The 17,607-nt window shown below is 63.9% G+C and carries 18 protein-coding genes; 7 read left to right on the top strand and 11 right to left on the bottom strand.

All coding sequences use genetic code 11. The features are described from left to right. Positions 1-187: 187 nt before the first annotated feature. Positions 188-1,111, bottom strand: coding sequence for a DMT family transporter (locus tag AC5ZFO_RS29990; protein ID WP_282519660.1), 924 nt, complete (start codon positions 1,109-1,111; stop codon positions 188-190). Positions 1,112-1,419: 308 nt separating this feature from the next. Between AC5ZFO_RS29990 and AC5ZFO_RS29985 the strand changes: the two genes are divergently transcribed. Next, positions 1,420-3,441 (top strand): YgiQ family radical SAM protein, encoded by a 2,022-nt coding sequence (locus tag AC5ZFO_RS29985; RefSeq protein WP_496122944.1) that lies wholly within the window; start codon positions 1,420-1,422, stop codon positions 3,439-3,441. A gap of 18 nt (positions 3,442-3,459) precedes the next feature. On the opposite strand, the gene AC5ZFO_RS29980 is transcribed toward AC5ZFO_RS29985, so the two are convergent. Then, a complete protein-coding gene (locus tag AC5ZFO_RS29980; protein ID WP_282519658.1) occupies positions 3,460-3,753 on the bottom strand; it encodes a DUF718 domain-containing protein in 294 nt (97 codons plus the stop codon). 379 nt (positions 3,754-4,132) lie between these two features. Next, complete coding sequence (locus AC5ZFO_RS29975) at positions 4,133-4,216, bottom strand: hypothetical protein (protein ID WP_368860656.1); 84 nt, start codon at positions 4,214-4,216, stop codon at positions 4,133-4,135. A 250-nt stretch (positions 4,217-4,466) separates the two neighbouring features. On the opposite strand from AC5ZFO_RS29975, the gene AC5ZFO_RS29970 reads away from it, so the two are divergent. Then, a complete protein-coding gene (locus AC5ZFO_RS29970; protein ID WP_282519657.1) occupies positions 4,467-4,925 on the top strand; it encodes an Rrf2 family transcriptional regulator in 459 nt (152 codons plus the stop codon). Further along, entirely contained in the window at positions 4,922-5,635 is a 714-nt protein-coding gene (locus AC5ZFO_RS29965) for a class I SAM-dependent methyltransferase (RefSeq protein ID WP_282519656.1), read from the top strand. Before AC5ZFO_RS29970 ends, AC5ZFO_RS29965 begins: the two co-directional genes overlap by 4 nt. A gap of 12 nt (positions 5,636-5,647) precedes the next feature. Here AC5ZFO_RS29965 and styB read toward each other — a convergent pair whose 3' ends face one another. Together styB and styA are read right to left on the bottom strand one after the other, a co-directional pair. Next, positions 5,648-6,151, bottom strand: a complete 504-nt coding sequence (gene styB, locus AC5ZFO_RS29960) for a styrene monooxygenase NADH-dependent flavin reductase subunit StyB (protein WP_282519655.1) — start codon at positions 6,149-6,151, stop codon at positions 5,648-5,650. Between the two features lie 6 nt (positions 6,152-6,157). Then, positions 6,158-7,408: a styrene monooxygenase subunit StyA gene (styA, locus tag AC5ZFO_RS29955; protein ID WP_282519654.1), complete on the bottom strand. Its 1,251-nt coding sequence runs from the start codon at positions 7,406-7,408 to the stop codon at positions 6,158-6,160. A gap of 119 nt (positions 7,409-7,527) precedes the next feature. On the opposite strand from styA, the gene AC5ZFO_RS29950 reads away from it, so the two are divergent. After that, positions 7,528-8,457 (top strand): LysR family transcriptional regulator, encoded by a 930-nt coding sequence (locus tag AC5ZFO_RS29950; protein ID WP_282519653.1) that lies wholly within the window; start codon positions 7,528-7,530, stop codon positions 8,455-8,457. 30 nt (positions 8,458-8,487) lie between these two features. Then, positions 8,488-9,510, top strand: a complete 1,023-nt coding sequence (locus AC5ZFO_RS29945) for an LLM class flavin-dependent oxidoreductase (RefSeq protein ID WP_282519652.1) — start codon at positions 8,488-8,490, stop codon at positions 9,508-9,510. Positions 9,511-9,550: 40 nt separating this feature from the next. Here the strand turns inward: AC5ZFO_RS29945 and AC5ZFO_RS29940 are convergent, their stop codons facing one another. The 6 genes from AC5ZFO_RS29940 to AC5ZFO_RS29915 form a co-directional block, all read right to left on the bottom strand. Next, the gene (locus AC5ZFO_RS29940) at positions 9,551-9,940 is read right to left on the bottom strand and encodes a hypothetical protein (protein WP_282519651.1); all 390 of its coding nucleotides are present in this window, start codon (positions 9,938-9,940) and stop codon (positions 9,551-9,553) included. 216 nt (positions 9,941-10,156) lie between these two features. Next, positions 10,157-11,476, bottom strand: coding sequence for an aminotransferase class V-fold PLP-dependent enzyme (locus tag AC5ZFO_RS29935; protein WP_282519650.1), 1,320 nt, complete (start codon positions 11,474-11,476; stop codon positions 10,157-10,159). A 119-nt stretch (positions 11,477-11,595) separates the two neighbouring features. Continuing rightward, a complete protein-coding gene (locus tag AC5ZFO_RS29930; protein WP_282519649.1) occupies positions 11,596-11,919 on the bottom strand; it encodes a DUF1330 domain-containing protein in 324 nt (107 codons plus the stop codon). A gap of 176 nt (positions 11,920-12,095) precedes the next feature. Further along, entirely contained in the window at positions 12,096-12,254 is a 159-nt protein-coding gene (locus tag AC5ZFO_RS29925; RefSeq protein WP_166104648.1) for a hypothetical protein, read from the bottom strand. A gap of 139 nt (positions 12,255-12,393) precedes the next feature. Then, a complete protein-coding gene (locus tag AC5ZFO_RS29920; RefSeq protein ID WP_282519648.1) occupies positions 12,394-14,547 on the bottom strand; it encodes a GumC family protein in 2,154 nt (717 codons plus the stop codon). 222 nt (positions 14,548-14,769) lie between these two features. Further along, a complete protein-coding gene (locus AC5ZFO_RS29915; protein ID WP_282519647.1) occupies positions 14,770-15,450 on the bottom strand; it encodes a hypothetical protein in 681 nt (226 codons plus the stop codon). A 599-nt stretch (positions 15,451-16,049) separates the two neighbouring features. Between AC5ZFO_RS29915 and AC5ZFO_RS29910 the strand changes: the two genes are divergently transcribed. Together AC5ZFO_RS29910 and AC5ZFO_RS29905 are read left to right on the top strand one after the other, a co-directional pair. Continuing rightward, the gene (locus AC5ZFO_RS29910; RefSeq protein ID WP_282519646.1) at positions 16,050-16,763 is read left to right on the top strand and encodes a helix-turn-helix transcriptional regulator; all 714 of its coding nucleotides are present in this window, start codon (positions 16,050-16,052) and stop codon (positions 16,761-16,763) included. A gap of 175 nt (positions 16,764-16,938) precedes the next feature. Next, the gene (locus AC5ZFO_RS29905; protein ID WP_282519645.1) at positions 16,939-17,412 is read left to right on the top strand and encodes a hypothetical protein; all 474 of its coding nucleotides are present in this window, start codon (positions 16,939-16,941) and stop codon (positions 17,410-17,412) included. Positions 17,413-17,607: the final 195 nt, after the last annotated feature.

Genomic DNA, 17,607 nt, shown 5'->3' with positions numbered 1-17,607 from the left:
GTTCTCTATGACCGTACTCACAAGTCCCCCATCGCCCCGAAACGAAGCGTCGAGGCAAAATCCGGTTACGGCACTGGCGCCGGGATGGTCGGGTCGCGCGCGAGCATGGCTCGCACCGGTCCCTTGATCAGAATGTTCGCGGAGGCCGTTGGTTCCTGCGAATGAACCACAACTCCGAGCGATGGAACTATTTGCGCAGGCTCGCCCAGACCCCACCGAGGATCAGCACACCGCCGAACAGATGGATCAGTTTTGGCGGCTCACCGAGAATTGCGAACGACAGCAGGGCGCTCGCGATCGGTCCGAGATAAAGCACGAGCGAGGTTCGGACCGAACCGAATTTGCCGCCGAGCCAGGCAAAGCCGGCATAGGCGAGCAGCCCGGGAACGATCCCGGCGAAGACATAAGCCGACACCGCTTTCGTGCTGAAGACCTGCGCCGGCGTGGTCCACATCTCGATCAGCGCCTGCGGCAGCGAGAACAGCGCGCCGGCGCCTGCGAACAGGCTCATGCGCGCCAGCAGCGACGCCTTGGGCGCCGCGCGCGATTGCAGCAGCGTGTAGCCGGACCAGCCGAGCATCGCGATCACGACCAGGCCATCGCCCGCTGCCGTCTCCAGTGCGAACAAGGTCTCCGGATGACCGCCGGAGATGATGAGCAAGGCGCCGGCGAGCGCAAGCGCTGTGCCGAGCCATTGCAGCGGGCCGACATGCTCGATGCCGAGCACCGCAGAGATCATCAGCACCGTGATCGGCGACAGCGCCATGATCAACGCGATGTGGATCGCCGTCGTCGAGATGCCCGCGGCATAGACCGGGCCGCCGCAGAGGAACATGCCCATGAAGCCGGCGGCGAGGATCGGCCAGATGTTCTTGCCAAGTGGCACGCGGCCGGCGCGGATTTCGGCGAATGCGATCGGCGCGAGCCCGATGGCAACGATGCTCCAGCGGAAGAAGGCGAGCGCGAAGGGCGGGACCGACCCCGCAAGCCCGCGCGCCAGAATCTGATTTGAGGCCTGCGCGGTCGCCACCAGGATGAAGCCGATCAGCGCAACCGCACCGAGCCAGGCCTCGGTGGACGGCGCCGCGCCGTCAGAAGTTTCCTTGCCCATGGGCAATCGGATATCCGATGTCGGCCCCGGTGAGAACCCGGAAGAGGGATCGCTCATATGCATATGCGGCACGCGCACCGTTCCGGGCGGCGGTGCTGGGCTCGACGGCGACCAATCTCCGCCTCGTCGAGGACGCCGTACGGATGGTCCGCCGGCATGGCCGCGAACCGGCCACGACTGCCGACGTCCGGCAGGGGCTCGCAAACGGTTAACGCGCTCACGCGGGCCGGATTGCTCCTGGCGGAACCGCGAATCTTCACGTGTCCGTCGGTTGAATTTGCGCCGCCGGAGTCCTATGCCTGTGCGCCATGGACACCCAGATCATGACCGCCGAAAAGCCCCTGATGGCGCAGGCGCGCCCGCGCAAGCCGGCGCCGTTCCTTCCCATGAGCCGCGCCGAGATGGATGCGCTCGGCTGGGACGCCTGCGACATCGTGCTGGTGACGGGCGATGCCTATGTCGACCATCCGAGCTTTGGCATGGCCATCATCGGGCGGCTGCTGGAGGCACAGGGCTTTCGGGTCGGCATCATCTCGCAGCCCGACTGGCATTCGGCCGAGCCGTTCAAGACGCTGGGCAAGCCAAAGGTGTTCTTTGGCATCACCGGCGGCAACATGGATTCGATGGTGAACCGCTACACCGCGGACCGCCGCCTGCGCCATGACGACGCCTATACGGCCGGCGGCGAAGGCGGCAAGCGGCCGGACCGCTGCACCGTCGTCTACGCCCAGCGCTGCCGCGAGGCGTTCAAGGACGTGCCGATCGTGCTCGGCGGCATCGAGGCGTCGCTGCGCCGGATCGCGCATTACGATTACTGGTCCGACAAGGTGCGCCGCTCGGTGCTGGCCGACGCCAAGGCCGACCTCTTGCTTTACGGCAATGCCGAGCGCGCCGTCGTCGAGGTGGCCAACCGTCTTGCCGCCGGCGAAGCGCCGCGCGAGCTCAGCGACATCAGGGGCGTCGCGCTGTTCCGCCGCGTGCCCGAGGACTATTCCGAGCTGCACGCCGACGATCTCGATTCCGCCGACGAGGGCGCAACGCGCCAGAAGGGTGCGACCGTCATCCGGCTGCCGGCGCTGGAGCAAGTCGAGCAGGACAAGGAAGCCTATGCGCGCGCGTCACGCGTGCTGCATCGGGAGAGCAATCCCGGCAATGCACGGCCGCTGGTGCAGCGTCACGGCGATCGCGATCTCTGGCTCAACCCGCCGCCGATCCCGCTGACCAGCGACGAGATGGACGCGGTCTACGACCTGCCCTACGCGCGTGCGCCGCATCCGTCCTACGGCGAGGCCAAAATCCCCGCCTGGGACATGATCAAGTTCTCGGTGACGATCATGCGCGGCTGCTTTGGCGGCTGCACCTTCTGCTCGATCACCGAGCACGAAGGCCGCATCATCCAGAACCGCTCTGAAGGATCGATCCTGCGCGAGATCGAAAAAATCCGCGACAAGACGCCGGGCTTCACCGGCGTGATCTCCGACATCGGCGGCCCCACCGCCAACATGTACCGGATGGCGTGCAAGGACCCGAAGGTCGAGGCCGCGTGCCGGCGGCCGTCCTGCGTCTTCCCGGAGATCTGCCCGAACCTCAACACCTCGCATGACGACCTGATCCGGCTGTATCGCAAGGTGCGCGAGACCAAGGGCATCAAGAAGGTGATGGTCGCCTCCGGCGTGCGCTACGACCTCGCGGTCGAGAGCCCCGAATACATCAAGGAGCTGGTCACCCATCACGTCGGCGGCTATTTGAAGATCGCGCCCGAACATACCGAGCGCGGTCCGCTCGACAAGATGATGAAGCCCGGCATCGGCGCCTACAACCAGTTCAAGCGGATGTTCGACGCCGCGGCCGAGCAGGCCGGCAAGAAATATTACCTGATCCCGTACTTCATCGCGGCGCATCCGGGCACGACCGACGAGGACATGATGAACCTCGCGCTCTGGCTCAAGAAGAACCGCTACCGCGCCGATCAGGTGCAGACCTTCCTGCCCTCGCCGATGGCAACCGCAACCGCGATGTACCACACCGGCGTCAACCCGCTGCGCGGCGTGCGACGCGGCGGCAGCGACAAGGTCGAGGCCATCAAGGGGCTGCGCCAGCGCCGCCTGCACAAGGCGTTCCTGCGCTACCACGACCCCGACAATTGGCCGGTGCTGCGCGAGGCGCTGAAGGAAATGGGCCGCGCCGATCTGATCGGCTCCCGCCCCGACCAGCTCGTGCCCGCGCACCAGCCGCCCGGCACCGGCAAGGCCGCCGGCACCAGGCGCCCGCTCCGTCCCGGCGGCAAGACGCAGCGCTTCACGACCAAGGGCTTGCGGGTGATGAAGTAGCAGGCGGCCAGCCGCCTGCTACATTGCGAGCACCACCGCCCCGGACACGGCATCCGTCACGCCGCGCCCGTTGCCCTGGTCCTCGAGCACCGACCTGAAACTGTCGAGCGTCTTGATCATCGCCGATCGCGCGTCAACCAGCGCGTCCTGACTGGCCCACGTGCCGATGAGGCAGAATGTCTGCTCGCCGGTCTTGATGATGACGCCGTGTTCGAGACCCGGCCATTTGGCCTTGCCGTCCCGATGCGCATCAAGGAAGGCGGCTTCCTCACCGGCCTTCACCTTGAACTTCACCACGTTATAGACTTGCATGATGCGCCTCCCGAAAATGGATTGATGAAAAGGCGAGCGCCGGACCAAGTCGGGTTCGGACAGATATTTTTGCACCCCAAAACAAAAAAAGTCGAAAACAACCCCATGCACAGTAGCCGGCGATAGCGAAATCAAAGGCTTAAAGCGCAACGACGGCGGGTTGAATCGCCGTCACGTCTGGGTTGGTTGCTCTCGCACGAAATTTCCGAAAAACAGAAAATAGCTTGACCCGTCGGGCAAAACTGGAGCATAATGGCATCATCGGCGCATGGCGTCGGCAAGCCCCCAGCGCTACTCCGTATCGATATCCTCAAGCTTCACGCCGCGTCCCGCGCGCAGGCTGTTCCGCGCCTGTTCGACGCGCTGCAGGAAGCGAGGATCATGCTCCAAGCGGTATTCGAACCAATCTTTCCTCCGGCTCGAATCCAATCAACACGCCTGCCGGCTTGCCGTGACGCGTGATGACAATCTCCTGCGTCTCTCGGCCTCACGGAGATAGCGGGACAGATCATCCTTGATCACGGAGAGCGGGACCTCTTTCACTCCGGATCTCCGACCTGTGTGAGGCATGACTCAGCCTCCGATTTGGCAACGATCGCCAGAATTTCGACGGTCGCGCGGGAAAATCGTAGAATACTCGGACTTCGTGAGATCGGAACAGCACGCACCAAAACCAGTTGACCTCGGCGCCATCATGTAACATAAGAAGTTACATGAAACGAGACAGCCGATTATCAGGGGTTCTCCACGTCCTGCTGCACATGGCGCAGCAGCCTGGCCCCTTCACCTCAGAGACCCTGGCGAAGGCCATGGACACCAACCCGGTGGTGATCCGCCGCATCATGGCGGGCCTGCGGGACCTCAATTACGTCCGGTCCGAGAAGGGGCACGGCGGTGGCTGGACGCTGGCTTGCGATCTTTCGAAGGTGACGCTGCGCGATGTCTACGCCGCGCTCGGCAGCCCCTCGCTTCTGGCCATGGGCAATAGGACGGAGGCGCCGGGCTGCCTTGTCGAGCAAGCCGTCAATGCGGCGCTCGATCAGGCCTTTGACGATGCAGAGGCACTGCTGCTGTCGCGCTTGGGCGAGGTGACGCTGGCGATGCTGGGTGACGATCTGCGCAAACGCCTCGGATCCCGAAAGCTTCAAGGCATGAGCGCCCATCACGCATGATGAACTCTATTCAGCAGGACAACATCGTGACCGACATTCAAAACGCGTTCTCCGATCCGCAGATGGTGGCGAAGTACACCGAAGGGCCGCCACGGTTCGTTCCCGGCTACAATTCGATGCTGTCCATGGCGGCGATCCTCTTGGGCGAGCGCGCGCGTGAAGATGCGCGAATACTCGTTCTTGGCGCCGGCGGCGGCCTGGAGCTGAATGCCTTTGCGCAAGCGCAGCCGCGCTGGACCTTTGATGGCGTGGACCCGTCCGCGGCGATGCTGAATCTCGCGAAGCAGACGCTGGGCCCGCTCGCGTCGCGCGCGCATCTGCATCAGGGCTATATTGACGTTGCGCCAGAGGGGCCATTCGACGGCGCGACGTGCCTGTTGACCCTGCACTTCGTCGATGTCGAGGAACGGCTGCGAATGGCGTCCGAAATCCGCCGCCGCCTCAAGCCAGGCGCGGCGTTCGTTGCGGCCCATTTCAGCATCCCAGGTGACGACGATGAACGGCCGCTTTGGCTCTCGCGGTATTCTGCCTTTCTCGCCGCATCTGGACTCGAGCCCGATAAGGCTGCTGCCGCCCGCAAAGCGGTCGACGGGCAATTGAGCATCCTGGCGCCAGCGCGAGACGAAGCAATCTTGCGCGACGCAGGCTTCTCCGACCCAACCCTGTTCTACACCGGCTTCACGTTCCGCGGCTGGGTGGCCTACGCCTGAGGCCCGCCCCCCTCACCGATCCACCGGCACGCCCGGCCCGAGATGATACCGGCTTGAGAAGAACACCAGCGGCGTGGTGTCGTGGTAGTCGCAGTTCGAGACTTCGGCGATGATCAGCGTGTGGTCGCTGACATCGACGTGGCGTGTGACCTCGCAGGCGAACCAGGCCATGCAGCTGGACAGGCGCGGCAGGCCGTCGACGATGTCGTAATCCGGCGCCGCGCCGGTGTTCGGCTGGCTCGCGAAGTGCCGCGACAGGTCCCGGCCATGCTCGGGCAGGACGTTGACGCAATAGCGTCCTGTCGCCGAGATCGCCCGGTGCATGCGTCCCGGCATGACCGACACCAGCACGGTCGGCGGGGACAGGCTGACGGTGACAAAGCTGTTCGCGGTCATGCCGCAGACCCGGCCGTGCTCGTCCAGCGCGGTCAGCACCGCGACGCCGGTCGCAAAGCGCGACGCGGCTTCGCGGAACGACGCCGGATTGGCGCGCTGGATGTCAGTCCCCACTCGCATCGGTCCTCACGCAATCGCCCTGACCGGCTCTGATGGCGCCGACATGCGTTCGATCCAGGCCTGGATGCGCTGCGGCGTGCAGATGCGATCCCACTGCCGGTCCGGGTAGTTGAAATTCTCGGTGAACTCGTTGGCCAGCGCCGGGTTCTGGCTCATCGCGCCGATCAGCATGCCCAGCGCTTCCGTCGGCGGCTGCAGCATCACATTGGTCCAGCGCGAGGCCGCCAGCACGCGATCCTGTCGTTTCAGCTCGACCTTCTCGCAGAGGCGTACGTCGAGCGCGTCCGCGTTGACGATCTCCTCGCCGAGCACGAAGGCCGCATAGGATGCGATATTGGCGCCCTGGCCCATCATGGGATCGACGATCGCATGGACGTCGCCGAGCGCAATCGCGCATTTGCCGTCGTCGAACTCGACCACAGTGTTGCGCACCGTCGGGACCACGCCGCCTTGCAGCAGGTCCTGCGGCTGCGCGAGATCGAACCGCGCGGTGTCGATGCGGTCGTAGGTCGTCGGGTGATGCTTCTCGAGCTTGCCCAGCAGCACCTTCAAGAAGTGCTTCGGGTTGTCGTCGTAGCTGAGCGTGGCCAGTTCCTCCATGTCGCCGCCCGGCACGTTCTCCATCAGCAGTGCGTTGGCGACACCGCCGAACGTAATGGTCGGGATCACGATCATCTCGCCATGTCCTGGAGACACCGAGAGCGTGACGTTCATGGGATCGGGCTGCCGCACGCCGGTGTAAAGCCCGACGCACAGCCGCCGTTGCGGCTGCGAATAGGGCGTGTGCTCCGGCCGGTAAGTGAAGAGCTGGCCCAGCGGACCCTTGCCGGTCGAGACGACCAGGAGATCGAAACGGGCGACCAGCGGACGGATGTCGCGCTCTTCGATGCGGCGGTATTCGATCTTGCCACCGCGGCTGACAAAATCCTGCATCAGGGCAGGAAGATAGATCCGGTAGTCGACGGCGCGGCTCGGCTTCGAGAAATCGCCGCGAAAGCTCAGCGGCTGCGGAAAATTGAAGAAATGGTCGTGGTAGTAATAATGGTCCTTCGGATCGCTCCAGTGATTGACGCCGAGATAGTCCTCGCGCGCGATCGTCACATGGTGATGCGCGACGGTGTTAAGCAGGCGGATGTCGCGATAGTCCTCGGGCGGCCGGTCGGTGATAACAGTGGCGTCCACGCCATGTTTCTGCAGGTAGAGCGCGAGATGCAGGCCGGCGATGCCGGCGCCGACGATTCCGATGTTGCGTGCCACGTGGTCTCCTCCCCTGTTTCCTTGCCCTGTGATGGCTTGTTTTGAGGGAGCCTAACGGCCCTCCGGATTGCGCACTACGGAATAAATGGGATATAATTTATTCCAAACAGGAATGAATTATGGACCGGATCGATTGCCTGCGCGCTTTCGTTCGCGCCCTGGAGGGCGGCAGCTTCTCGGCTGCGGCCAAGGAGCTCGGGATCGGCCAGCCCGCGATCAGCAAGCGCATTGCGATGCTTGAAAGCGAATTCGGCACGCAGCTGTTTTCGCGCACGACGCGCACACTGAAGCCGACGGCCGAGGCGCACCGGATCTACGATCTCGCGCGGCAGATCCTCGACAGCTTCGACATGGCGCGGTCGAGTGTCGAGCAGGCCGCACCCCGCCCCACCGGCACGCTCCGGATCGGCGTGCCGTCGTCGTTCGGACGGCGCTACATGATGCCTGTCATCGCCGAGTACGTTCGGAATTACCCGGAAGTGCGGGTCGACATCCGCTTCAGCGAGCGGTTCGTCAATCTGGTGGAAGAAGGCATCGAGCTGGCGCTGCGCATAGGAAACCTGGAGCCGAGCACGCTGGTCGCCCGCCGGCTCGGGACCGTGCAGCGCCATCTGGTCGCGACACCCACCTATCTGCACGGCCGCCCGCTGCCGCGGACGCCTGACGATCTCGGCTCGCACCAGTGCATCGTCTATTCACGGATGTCGCCGGCGCACCAATGGGCCTTCGAATCCGAGCATGGTCGTCACGTCGCATCGATCAACGGACCCATTCATGTCGACGACGCCGATGCGATGCAGGAGGCGACGATGCAGCATCTCGGCATCGCGATCCTGCCCGAATGGAATGCCGCGGAGGGTCTTCGCAGCGGCGAGCTCGAGCATGTGCTTCCGGACTACACCATCGCCGCGCTGCCCCTGCATGCGGTCTATCCGGAGACGCAGTGGATGTCGCTGCGCGCGCGAAGCTTTCTGGATCTCCTGGTTGACCGCGCCGAGCATTTCACGCCAGCCCCGTCGCATACCCCCGCCGCCGGCGCAGGCGGTTGACGCCGCCCCTGCCATCATTAAATGACGCCCATGAAAAAGATCGGATTTCTGTCCTTCGGACACTGGACGCCCTCGCCGCAGTCGCAGACCCGCTCGGCGGCGGACACGCTGCTGCAATCCATCGAGCTGGCCGTCGCGGCGGAACAGCTCGGCGCGGACGGCGCCTATTTCCGCGTGCATCACTTCGCGCGCCAGCTGGCCTCGCCCTTCCCGCTGCTCGCCGCCGTCGGCGCAAAAACCAGCACAATCGAAATCGGCACGGCCGTGATCGACATGCGCTACGAGAACCCGCTCTACATGATCGAGGATGCAGGCAGCGCCGATCTCATCGCCGGCGGGAGGCTCCAGCTCGGCATCAGCCGCGGCTCGCCGGAGCAGGTGATCGACGGCTGGCGCTACTTTGGTTATCGCCCGGCCGACGGCCAGAGCGATGCCGACATGGGCCGGCGCCACGCGGAGGTCTTCCTGGACCTGTTGCGCGGCGAAGGTTTTGCCGAGCCCAATCCGCAGCCGATGTTTCCCAATCCGCCGGGACTGCTGCGGCTCGAGCCGCATGCGCAGGGCTTGCGCGAACGGATCTGGTGGGGCGCCGGCTCGAACGCGACCGCAGTGTGGGCGGCAAAGCTCGGCATGAATCTGCAGAGCTCGACGCTGAAGAACGACGAGACCGGCGAAGCTTTTCATGTGCAGCAGGCCGCCCAGATCCGCACCTATCGCGCCGCATGGAAGGAAGCCGGCCACACCCGCGAGCCCCGCGTGTCGGTCAGCCGCAGCATCTTCGCGCTGATGAATGATCGCGACCGCGCCTATTTCGGCGGGGAGCGCGGCGGCGAAGACCAGATCGGCTTCATCGACCCGCAAACGCGCGCGATCTTCGGCCGCTCCTATGCCGCTGAGCCGGAAGCGTTGATCGAGCAGCTCAAGCAGGATGAGGCAATCGCCGAGGCCGACACGCTGCTGCTGACGATTCCGAACCAGCTCGGCGTCGACTATTGCGCGCATGCGATCGAGGCGATCTTGAAGCACGTCGCGCCGGCGCTTGGCTGGCGGTGAGACCACCAACCGATTCACTGCGACCGATTCACTGCGCAAGTCAGGCGGTCTCTTGCTGACCCCTGATCTTCTCAAGCCAGGCTGTCAGACGCGGATGTCTCGTATATCGGCCCTCCAGGCCTGCGAGTTCCTGCTGAAAGACCGGCAGCGAGAGCAGCCGTTCGATATCGGGCTCCCTGATCTTCCAGATCGCCGGCGGAAAGAAGCCATGCACCTTGAGTTCGTAGAGCTCGAAGATCGCGTGAATGATCTCGTGTACCGCCCGGCGCTCTTCCGGTGTGATCTCAATGTCGCCGGCAGCCCCTCGCTCGAGGAATGCCGCGACCGGAAGGCGTCGTCGCAGGTCGGAAACCCGGTCGGAATATCGAAGGAAGATGTCCGCGCCCAGACGCCGATTGTTGGTGTGTAGCGCCGCATAGATCGCGGCCAAGCCAACGATGATCGATCCGAGCGTCACGAATCTGAGAATATAGTCGAGCACGCGTCTCCTCCTTGCGCAGGGCACCGGAGTGACAGAGATAAACCAGACCGTGGGCCGATAAAATGGGGCGGCCGGGGCTCGTGGACGCCCCGCATCTGACATTGGTCAGATGCGCAGAGGATGAAGTCCCGCGAATTCGTGGCGATGTCAGTCCCGCGCCCGGGCCTACCCCGTCTTGGTACCGGTGACGACGGCGAGCGCCTCGACGAGGCGGTCGAGATCGGCCTCGTCGGTAAAGAGCGCCGGCGTCACACGGATGCATTGGCCCTTGGCGACGCCGGTCCGGCGCACCGTCATGACCTTGTGGCTGTCCCTCAGCTTCACGACGATCGCCTCGTTGTCCGCCTTGCTGGTCTTGCCGGCGAGACGGAAGGACGTGATCGCGCCATATGAGCCGACCTCATCCGGCGTCAGGATCTCGATGTCCTTGAATCCGCGGGCGCGGCTCACCCAGTAATCACGCAAATAGCGGAGGCGGGCTTGCTTTGCCGCGGCGCCGATCTGCTGATGGAGCGTAACGGCCGCGGGCACCGTCAGCACCGTCGCGAAATTGACCGTGCCGGTGTGCACCCGCGAGCGGATATCGGTCTCCGCAAAATCCTCGTCGCCCATGTCGCGATCGATGTCGGCGAGGCGATCCTTCCTGATGTAGAGGAAGCCCACGCCGAGCGGCGCGCCGATCCATTTGTGCAGGTTGAAGCCGACGAAATCGACGTCGAGCTCGCCCACCCTGAAGTCGATCTGTCCCCAGGAATGGGCGGCGTCGACGATGGTGTCGATGCCCTTGGCCCTGGCCATGCGGGCGATCTCGGCGACCGGCATGACGAGGCCGGTGCGATGGCTGACATGGGTGAGCAGGAGAAGCCTGGTCTTGGGATTCGCCTCGAGGGCACGGGCATAGGCGTCGAGCACGGCCTGGCGGGTGGCCGGCTCCGGCACATCGAACCTGACCACGTCGACACCGCGACGCGCCTTAAGCGCGTTCATCGCGTACTGCATCGAATCGTAATCGAGGTCGGCGTAGAGCACGCTGTCGCCGGGCTTCAGCTTGTTGTAGCCGCCGATCAGCAGCTGCAGCGCTTCGGTCGCGCCGCGGGTGAGCGCGATCTCCTCGGGCGCCGCGCCGATCGCTTGGGCCACCTTGATGCGCACGGCCTCGAAATCCGCACCCGCGCGCTGCCGCGCGTAGTAGGTGTTCTGATAGTTGACCATGTCGGTCTGGCGAATGAACTCGCGCCTCACCGGCTCGGCCATGATGCCCCAGAAGCCGTTCTCCAGATTGACGACATCCGGCGTCACGGCATAGAGCCCCCTCACCGCCGTCCAATAGGCATTGTCGGTGGCGATGGCGGCCGCCGCTCCGGTCGGCTGTGCCGGCAGCCCGTCGGCTGCCATGGCCGGTGCCGCCAGGGACGTCACGGCTGCGGCCGCGAGGCCCTTCAGGATCGACCGGCGGTCGGACGACGTTGTCTCATTCAGATGCATATCAGCCCCCCACGATGCGCGGCGAAGGGAGCAGCGATCCATAGAGCGCGCATGACGAAGCGATGACAGTTCGATGATGCCCGGCGCGCCCGGTTACATCCCGGTCATTGCGCCGTCGATCATCCCTGCGCCGATGTCACCGGCCATTCCGAGACGTCCGCCATCGAAAGCAATTCCAGCTTCGCGGACGACTTTTCCAGCAACCCGGCTTGCGCAAGGCGCCGGGGATCATTGCGATAGTCCTGGAAGTCCGCATCGGATGCGAAGCTGACGATGTGCACCTCGATCGTGCCATCCGGATTTCGAAGACGACGCTCCACACGCCCGTTGAACGCAGCGAGTAGCGGCAAGACGGCATCCTCGTAGGCGCGGAAGGCCTCGATACCCTCAGGCGGTATTCGGGCAATGAGCACCAGCGTTACGGAGTGAGCTTGACAGGTCATCGCCGCAATCCCGAGCCGAGATAGTCGCGCATTGGAGACGCTGCATCCTGCGGTCGCCGCCTCACGGCGTCAATGACGGCTCGAATGCAAGGCCGATTCTTCGAGACGCCCGCTTCGGGCGGGCTCCCGGGGATAAGGACCTGCTTCGGGTCGTAAGGGAGCCGACTCGCGCGATCTTAGAACAAAGCGGCGTTGAGGGCCTGTCCGTAGATCATCGCGGCCACGAGAGAGAGCAGCAAGCCCGCGCCCGAGAAAATCACGAGCACCTTTACGGTTTCGACATCAACGTTGGTTCTCGTCGCGCGGGATATCGCCTTTGCCAGTGCAGCCATCATCGCCAGCTCCGAACCAGGCCGCGCGGAGGCGGGCCCTGGTTCATCTAGCGTCATTCGGCGCGTTCGCGTGTGAAGCAGATTACAGGTGCGCTTGCTGCGCCTCAGGCACGAGCCGCAGCCTTGCCACCGGTCGTCATCGTCAAACCGCCCTGCTTAACGCGCTGCCCTCAGGGTGAGGCGCCACCGAACCCGCCGGCGCGTGATTGACGACGAGACCGGTCGGCACGGTGCCATACCTCGACAGCGCAGCGGTGACCCGCCGCATCGCCGCCGAACCGAGCTCGCCGGCGCGCACCACCGGGATGATCAGATCCGCGTGCGCGGCCAGCGCGATGGCGTCGGGCTGCAGGGCGAGATTGCTCGCATGGACGACGATCAGATCGAATTCCGAACGAATATCGTCTTCTAGCCGCGCGTCGGCTTTTCTGCCGGCGCTCAGCAGCTCGTCGATCGACTGCAGCCCTGCCGTGGTCGAGCCGTCCTGCCATTCGGTCACAGGAGGCTGGTGACCGGCGAATTCCGGCTGGAGCCGGATCAGCACGCTCATCATGCCCCGATTCACCGCCGCGCGATTGAGCGAGCGCGCAACGGTGTTGCCGCCGGCACCTTTGCCGACCGACAGCACGAGGGCGACCTTGCAGCCACGCACCGGCGCGCGATCGATCCGCTCGAGAAGCGGACGCAGATATGCGCCGAGATCGAGCTCGGCCGAGGCAGTGATCGGCCTTTGCCACACAGTGGTGGCCACGGCGCCAAGCCCCAGATCGGGAATGCGGGCCCAGACAGGCAGGTTCGGCATCGCCTCGGGCTGGCGCGCGGCCGGAGCCGGACGCTGGACTTGCCGATCGGGTACGTCCGCCGCTTCCGCACGCGCAGGAGCTTGAGCAGGAGCCTCGGCAGGCGCGGGCCTGTCGGACATGTTTCCCATCGCCGCAACGGCGGCCGTCGAGGTCAGGATCGAGCCGATCGCGAGCGCCGCGAGCAACAAGGCGAGGGGCGGACGCGTCGAGCGCATCGGCGGAATGGCGAGCGAGGCGATCTTGGTCTGGGAGCTCTGCAGCTGGCGCTGCTCGCTGGTCGTCTTGAACCGCGACAGGAACTGCTCGTAGATGTTCTTGTTGGCATCGGCGTCGCGCTGCAGCTCCTGCAGCTTCACGAGCGCCTGGCCGTCGACCAGCATCTGGGTCTCGACCGTCCTGAGCTGCTTTTCCAGCGCGGTTTGCTGCTCCAGCTGAGCCTCATATTCGGACTTCGCCGTGTCGATGTTCTTCTTCCGCTCGACCTCGATCTGCCTGTTGATGTCAGCCAGCTGGCTGTAGGAGATCGCGAGGTCGGGATGGCGGTCGCCGTACACCGCTTTCTTCTGCGCGATCTGATCGTTCAGGGTCGAGCGCTGCGCGCGCAGCATGCTCAGGAGGTCCTGCTTCACCGGACCTTCGACATTGGCCTTGAGATCGCGCTGCACCTGCTCGTAACGCGCCCTCGCTTCCTCGGTGCGCGCGCGAGCGGCGGAGACCTGCTGGTTGAGGTCGGTCACCCGCAATTGCTGGGTCGTGGAATCCTTGCCGGCATTGAGGATCTTGTGCTCGAACCTGAAGGCGGCAACCGCATCTTCCGATGCGCGCAGGCGCTCGTTCAATGCCTTCAGCCGGTCCTTGAGCCAGTCGGCCGCCTCGTCCGTCGCCTCGGTGCGGACACGGCCTTGGCTCGTGACGAACGCCTCGGCGATGGCATTGGCGTAATGCGCAGCCCGTTCCGCATTGTTCGAGGTGAATGAAATCGCAATGACGTAGGTCAGCCCGCGGCGCGAGATATCGAGACGGTTGCGGAATTTTTCGAGCAGGCGCGTCATGTCGGTGTAACCGCCCGCGATGTCCGGGTCGTCGGCGATCTTGAGCTGCTCGATCAGGGGCCGGAGAAAGCCGTCCGATTTGGCGATCTCGATCTGGCTCTGAAGTGCCGCGGCATCCTGGCCGATGCCCGGCAGCACGTCCTGCTCCGAGGTGACGCGCAGCTCGCGGGGATCGAGGACGACCAGGGCTGTCGCGGCATACCGGACCGGCAAGACCATCAGGGCAATGACGCCCAGGGCGAACAGCGCCAGCGCCAGCGTCAGGATGCGCCGGCCATTCTCGCGCAGGAAGGAGAGCGCACCGGTGACGGTCAGCGATCCCTTGATCTGCGCCGGAGCAGCGCCGTCAGGCCTCGCCGTCGCAGCCCGCGGCGCTTCCCACGAAGCCGCAGACTCCGTCGGGGCGATGCTTCGCGGAGATGCGCCTCTACCGAACGCCATAAGGTTGGACTCGAAATCAACTGACAGCCCCGTTCAGAGGCTTGCCACACCGTAAATATCCATGGTTAACCGGTGGTTACGCCGGGCGCGCCGTGGCTGGTGAACAATCTGTTAACGCGCGCGCCTCATGCCAGTCGTCACGATTGCAGCCGCACGTTCATCAGTTCCGACGAGGTCGGAACGGATGAACCGACAGGGCGCGATGACGTTGGTCCGGGGCCCTTACGAAGGTTTCGCCAGGCTCGCGTCCGGCCAGGTCACATAAAACTCCTGACCATGGATCGACCCAAAGGCCTGACTGATGCCTTTCGCCTGGATCTCAAAGTAGAGCTTCTTGTTGTTGATGCCGCTCCAGCCTACGCCGCCGAGGAGGTTTCCGCCGCTGTAGATATCGTAGTCAAACGATTCGTAGCCGATTTCGGGCACGTCGCTTGCCCGCTGGATCTTCAACGTTCCGTTGGCAAGCGCGTCGTTGAAGCCAGGCAGATCCTTCCAGCTCTCCATGCCGAACTGGAGGACCGTTCGCTCAAAATCTGCATCGCTCAATTCGACGCCCTCAATGCGCACCGCTGCATCCGCGCCGAACCTCTTCAGATATTCGGCCTGATCCTTCGGAAGCTCGGAGAGCTTCATCATGGGCGATTCGACAAGGCCTTCGCGCGCACGAGAGAGAGTGACAGCCCCGCCAGCAGAGCTCCCTCCCTTCGCCGCGGCAGCCTTTCCGTTGACGAGTGCGGCGATCTTCAGCAGCGCGTCAGACACGCCCGGCGCCAGGCGAGACGACACAGCGTTGACATGAGGGATGACGCTGGCGGGACTTGATTCGGGCTCGGCAGCCGTCTGAACGTTGGCGGCTTTCAGGATGGTGAGCGCTGTCGCGCCGACGGAATTGATGGCAACCATGTGGCCTCCTGGTCTGTGTTACCTGGACGCCCGCCAATCATTGCCGGGTCACAAGCAGGGGGCTGGCCTCATGCCAGTCGTCACGATAGCAGCCGCACCTTAGTCAGTTTCGACCGACCGAAGCGGACGCATCGATAAGGAACCATGTCGCGGTAGACAGGACTCCCGGTCGCACTCATCGCACTCACGGCTGATCAACCTCAGGGCGCGAAGCCGAATCAGTGCCCGCAGGCTAACGGTTCCGGTCAAGGCCGCACAATCTGCGAAATTGCAAGTCAGCCCCCGATAGTGAATCGACCGTTAAATGGCGGGGCGGTGCTCCGCCCCCCGCCTGACGTGCCGCCGAGACCTGAACGATGGCCCGGATCGCGCCGAAGGCAGCACTTTGCTGCGTGCGTGTAGCTTGCCCACGCTCAGATCGATCGATGCTTCCGGACCAGGGCGCGTCCAAATGACGCGCCGCGAAGATCCCGCACAAAGCTGCGAACCGTTTGGCGGAGTGGATTGAATCAACGGCTCCGCACCAGCTCCCGTCACTACCACAACCTAACCGGGAAGCCCGGAGAACTGATGACTGGATAAGACTGGGGGCAACGCAAATGTTTCCGCCGATCGAAGAAACCCTCGCAAACATTGCAGGCTCGACGACTCTCGATGAACTGAAAACCGTGCTGGCTCGAATTTCGAGAGATTATGGCCTCACGCTCGTCGCGTACAACGCCGCACGCCGACCCGAGACGACGGATGCGCGCAACCCGATCCTGTTGTACTCATCCGAGGATGACCTGGCAGAACAATACCTCAAACACGATGGCCTTCAGGCAGCCCCCCTCTTTCAAAACGGCCGGAGCGATTTCTTGCCGCTCGACTGGGACGATGCCGCCCCGGAGATGCAGGATGCACGAGCGTCCTTTCGCATGGCCGGCTCTCGCGGCATGACGATCCCGATCCGAGGACCCGGCGGCGAGCATGCACGCCTGTCGATCGCCTCGAACGTCACCACCGACACATGGGCCAGCCGGCGGATGACCTATATGCGGGATTTTCTGATCATCGCCCATTTCATTCACGATCAGGCAGTGCGGCTCGCAGGCTTGCGACCACAAGGGCTCGAACGATTGCTCTCCGCGCGTGAGCGGGAGACTCTTCAGCTCGCCGCGCGCGGCTTCAGCCCAAAGCAGATCGCCGCCGACCTGCATCTGTCACCGACCGCCGTCCGCCTCTATCTGCAGGGCGCGCGCTCAAAGCTCGAATGTGCGACGCTCACGCAGTTGATCGCCAGGGCCGTCAGCCTCGAGATCATTCAAGCCTGACGCGGGACGCACGCTCGATCTGTCTTCGAGACGCGTATACTTGCGCACGACATCGAACCAAGGCGAGCATGTCAAGTTTTATTATCTCAGATTGTGAAGCACGGGCATGATCTTTTAGCTCTCCGCCGGATGCTGCGGCTCGCGGCTTTCCAGTTTTGTCAGCGGAGAAGACATTGTGAAAAATATCCTGCGCTCCATCCTGCCCGCCCTTGTCGCCGTCGCGGCCTTCGCGACAACGGCCCACGCCAACGACACCATCACCATCAACTGGAAGAACAACACCGGGTTCGGCATGGGGCGTGACTTTACACCGGCATACAACGCCTGCAACGGCGGCACTTGCACTATCCCGCATGACATCAACAACGGCACGACCGGAGTGCTCACGCACACGGCCGCGAGCACCCAGTACATTCGCACCATGAGCACGCGGTTCTACTATATGGACGGTCTCACGAGGAAGTCGTGTCAGCTCGTGGTTAGCGCCTACGGACCGAACAGCACATTTCCGGGGCCAGGATGTGAGGACAAGAGCATCACCTTTTCTAAGGGCAATGGTACTGGCAATAGTCCAAGCTGCCAATATGCGCTTGTCAGTCAAGACCTCAAGACCTGTACGTTCGTCTATAACGTCACCACTACGAACTAGAGATGGTGCCGCTGTGGGTGTCTCGTAGGCACGAGACGCTCGCGCCGGACAATCCGAATAAGCTAGCAATGTTGCAGCAGCGCGGTTCACCCGTGGTGCTGCAGCATCGCGATCATCTGGCCGGCCTGCTCAATCGTTCGTACGATCGAAAGCGTTCATTGGTCCAAGGCCTTCACCGCGGTTCGCAGCCCTATC

It is taken from the genome of Bradyrhizobium sp. Unk1, assembly GCF_059512345.1.
Note: the sequence above shows the minus strand (reverse complement) of the source record. Positions and strands in the feature narration are given on the sequence as shown.

Coding starts and splice junctions, on each gene's coding strand:
- AC5ZFO_RS29935 (WP_282519650.1), bottom strand. CDS start 11,476: ATGCATCTGAATGAGACAACGTCGTCCGACCGCCGGTCGATCCTGAAG.
- AC5ZFO_RS29920 (WP_282519648.1), bottom strand. CDS start 14,547: ATGGCGTTCGGTAGAGGCGCATCTCCGCGAAGCATCGCCCCGACGGAG.
- AC5ZFO_RS29910 (WP_282519646.1), top strand. CDS start 16,050: ATGTTTCCGCCGATCGAAGAAACCCTCGCAAACATTGCAGGCTCGACG.
- AC5ZFO_RS29945 (WP_282519652.1), top strand. CDS start 8,488: ATGAAAAAGATCGGATTTCTGTCCTTCGGACACTGGACGCCCTCGCCG.
- AC5ZFO_RS29915 (WP_282519647.1), bottom strand. CDS start 15,450: ATGGTTGCCATCAATTCCGTCGGCGCGACAGCGCTCACCATCCTGAAA.
- styB (WP_282519655.1), bottom strand. CDS start 6,151: ATGCGAGTGGGGACTGACATCCAGCGCGCCAATCCGGCGTCGTTCCGC.
- AC5ZFO_RS29985 (WP_496122944.1), top strand. CDS start 1,420: ATGGACACCCAGATCATGACCGCCGAAAAGCCCCTGATGGCGCAGGCG.
- AC5ZFO_RS29970 (WP_282519657.1), top strand. CDS start 4,467: ATGAAACGAGACAGCCGATTATCAGGGGTTCTCCACGTCCTGCTGCAC.
- AC5ZFO_RS29950 (WP_282519653.1), top strand. CDS start 7,528: ATGGACCGGATCGATTGCCTGCGCGCTTTCGTTCGCGCCCTGGAGGGC.
- AC5ZFO_RS29990 (WP_282519660.1), bottom strand. CDS start 1,111: ATGGGCAAGGAAACTTCTGACGGCGCGGCGCCGTCCACCGAGGCCTGG.
- AC5ZFO_RS29930 (WP_282519649.1), bottom strand. CDS start 11,919: ATGACCTGTCAAGCTCACTCCGTAACGCTGGTGCTCATTGCCCGAATA.
- AC5ZFO_RS29925 (WP_166104648.1), bottom strand. CDS start 12,254: ATGATGGCTGCACTGGCAAAGGCGATATCCCGCGCGACGAGAACCAAC.
- AC5ZFO_RS29980 (WP_282519658.1), bottom strand. CDS start 3,753: ATGCAAGTCTATAACGTGGTGAAGTTCAAGGTGAAGGCCGGTGAGGAA.
- AC5ZFO_RS29965 (WP_282519656.1), top strand. CDS start 4,922: ATGATGAACTCTATTCAGCAGGACAACATCGTGACCGACATTCAAAAC.